The 1,736-nt window shown below is 49.1% G+C and carries 2 protein-coding genes; both read right to left on the reverse strand.

Annotated features, from left to right (window positions below; all coding sequences use genetic code 11):
* Positions 1–14 precede the first annotated feature (14 nt).
* Positions 15–851, reverse strand: coding sequence for a 3-hydroxyacyl-CoA dehydrogenase family protein (locus QVO97_RS01095; protein ID WP_022358584.1), 837 nt, complete (start codon positions 849–851; stop codon positions 15–17).
* 40 nt (positions 852–891) lie between these two features.
* The gene (locus tag QVO97_RS01100) at positions 892–1,668 is read right to left on the reverse strand and encodes an enoyl-CoA hydratase-related protein (protein ID WP_022358585.1); all 777 of its coding nucleotides are present in this window, start codon (positions 1,666–1,668) and stop codon (positions 892–894) included.
* Positions 1,669–1,736 lie beyond the last annotated feature (68 nt).

The raw sequence follows: 1,736 nt of genomic DNA on the forward strand, positions 1-1,736 counted from the left end.
GACTTATGTACATATTAGTTGTACTTGTAGAAGCCTTCGCCAGACTTACGGCCAAGCTTGCCGCCGCGAACCATCTTTCTAAGAAGCGGCTGCGGACGGTACTTCGGGTCACCAGTCTCAGACTGAAGTACTTCCATGATAGCCAGAACAACGTCCAGACCTACCAGGTCGCCCAGTTCAAGCGGTCCCATCGGATGGTTAGCACCCAGCTTCATAGCGGTATCGATACCCTCTACAGAAGCCTCGCCCTCAGCGTAGATACCGATAGCTTCGTTGATCATCGGGATGAGGATACGGTTTACTACGAAACCAGCGCCCTCTTCTACCTGTACCGGGATCTTGCCGATCTCTTCAGAGATCTTCTTAACTTTGTCAACAATCTCTGTCGGAGTGTTTAAGCCTGCGATAACCTCAACCAGCTTCATAACCGGAGCCGGGTTGAAGAAGTGCATACCGATAACCGGGCGGTCAAGACCTGCACCGATCTCAGTAATGGACAGAGAAGATGTGTTGGTAGCGAATACGCAGTCTGACTTGCAGATAGCGGCCAGCTCTTTGAAGGTCTGTTTTTTGATCTCCATGTTCTCGATTGCTGCCTCAACTACGAGATCGCAGTCGCTGCAGATAGTCTTAACGCCGGTATGGATTCTGGCAAGGATCTTGTCTGCATCCTCTTTTGCCATCTTTCCTTTTGCTACTCTCTTCTCAAAGTTCTTGGAAATTTTCAGTTTGCCGTTGGAAGCAAACTCTTCGTTAATATCACACAGGCATACTTCATATCCATCTACCTGGGCAAATGCCTGAGCGATTCCGGAACCCATGGTTCCTGCACCAATAATACCAACTTTCATGACAAATCCTCCTGAAATTATACAACTATAATTTAACTAACTATCTATTGTTAAACTGCTCCACTTTCCGTTTCTCAAGGAATGCTTGCATACCGTTCTTCTGATCTTCTGTCTCGAAGCATCCACCAAACAGTTTTTCCTCGATCACGATAGCCTGATCCATATCAGTCTGAAGTCCGTCGTTCATCGCCTTCTTGCTGTTTCTGACAGCGATCGGAGCCATCTTTGCGATAGCGCCTGCCAGCTTCTTCGCAGCCGGCATCAGCTCTTCCTGTGTATAAACAGCATTTACAAGTCCGACACGGTATGCCTCGTCCGCTTTGATGTTGCGGGACGCAAATACCATCTCTTTTGCCTTGCCCGGTCCGATGAGACGTGCGAGTCTCTGTGTACCGCCGAAGCCTGGTGTGATACCAAGACCTACTTCAGGCTGTCCGAATAATGCATTGTCCGAGCAGATACGGATATCACAGCTCATGGCAAGCTCGTTGCCGCCGCCGAGTGCGAAACCGTTTACTGCCGCGATAACCGGAACCGGGAAAGTTTCGATCTTGCGGAAAATATCGTTGCCGAATTTACCGAAGTGCTCGCCCTGCTCCTTGGTCATCACGCTCATAGCAGCGATGTCAGCACCGGCTACGAAAGATTTCTCTCCTGCGCCGGTCAGGATAATTGCACGAATTTCGGAAAGGTCTACTGCATCAAATGCAGCTTCAATATCCTTCAGCACATCCTCGTTTAACGCGTTCAGTGCCTTCGGACGATTAATAGTTATGACTGCGACGTGTCCGTCTACCTCATAGTCTACAAATCCCACTTCCAGTTCCTCCTAAAAAGCTCTTGAATTGAAATACGTAAAACCAGAAACAGCCGGAGCGCCGGGGA

This window comes from Clostridium sp. CAG:43 (assembly GCF_000434655.1).
GTDB lineage: Bacteria > Bacillota > Clostridia > Lachnospirales > Lachnospiraceae > Otoolea > Otoolea fessa.

What these genes read in the sequence shown, in the direction of transcription:
- QVO97_RS01095 (WP_022358584.1), bottom strand. Translation starts at nt 851, where the DNA reads ATGAAAGTTGGTATTATTGGTGCAGGAACCATGGGTTCCGGAATCGCT.